Raw genomic sequence first — 831 nt, forward strand, 5'->3', positions numbered from 1 at the left:
TGCCAAGGTTGGGAAGATATCGAAGACTTTGGACATGATCGACTCAATTGGCTTAGAAAGTTTGTACCGTTTAAAAATGGCATTCCTCGCCACGATACGATTGCTAGAGTTATTAGCCGTATAGACATAACACAATTTCAAGATTCATTTTCATCTTGGATGAAAACGTGTTGTAAGCTTACTCATGGCGAAGTAATTGCCTTAGATGGGAAGCGATTAAAAGGCTCATTTACTCAAGCTGATAGGCGTGATGCACTGTTTATGGTGAGTGCTTTTGCGTGTGAAAACGGCGTCGTTTTGGGACAAGCCCCAGTTGATAAAAAGTCTAATGAAATAAATGCGTTACCAGAGCTTTTGAGACTTTTAGAAATAAAAGGTTGTTTAGTTACGATTGATGCAATGGGGTGTCAAAAGTCGATAGCGCAAGAAATCATTGATAAAGAGGCCGATTATCTACTTGCAGTTAAGGCAAATCAAAAAGCGTTACTTAAGCAAATTGAAAGTGCTCTATTACCAAAGCTAGCCGAACAAGCAAAAGGTGGTGTGCTGTTTAATGAAGCCGACTACCAAAGAAATAGAGAAGAATTCCGGTGTTGTGCAGTGAGCCATGATTTAAAACAATTATCAGAAACGGTTCATTGGAAAAGCGCAAAAACGATTGGTGTAATTGTATCTTATAGAAAAGAAAAAGGTAAAATAAGCAATGAGTTAAGTTATCGCTATTACATAAGTTCAGCACATTTAACAGCAGAAGAACTGGCGGTATCAGCGCGTCAACATTGGCAAATTGAAAATGGATTACACTGGCGCTTAGATGTAGGTTTTAGAGAA

At 38.5% G+C, this 831-nt stretch carries 1 protein-coding gene; it reads left to right on the forward strand.

All coding sequences use genetic code 11. From position 1 onward, the window contains the following. The coding region (locus BGP78_RS20170) for an ISAs1 family transposase (RefSeq protein WP_119863084.1) at positions 1–831 on the forward strand (831 nt) is incomplete at both ends.

The organism is Pseudoalteromonas sp. MSK9-3, assembly GCF_003590335.1.
Classification (GTDB): domain Bacteria; phylum Pseudomonadota; class Gammaproteobacteria; order Enterobacterales; family Alteromonadaceae; genus Pseudoalteromonas.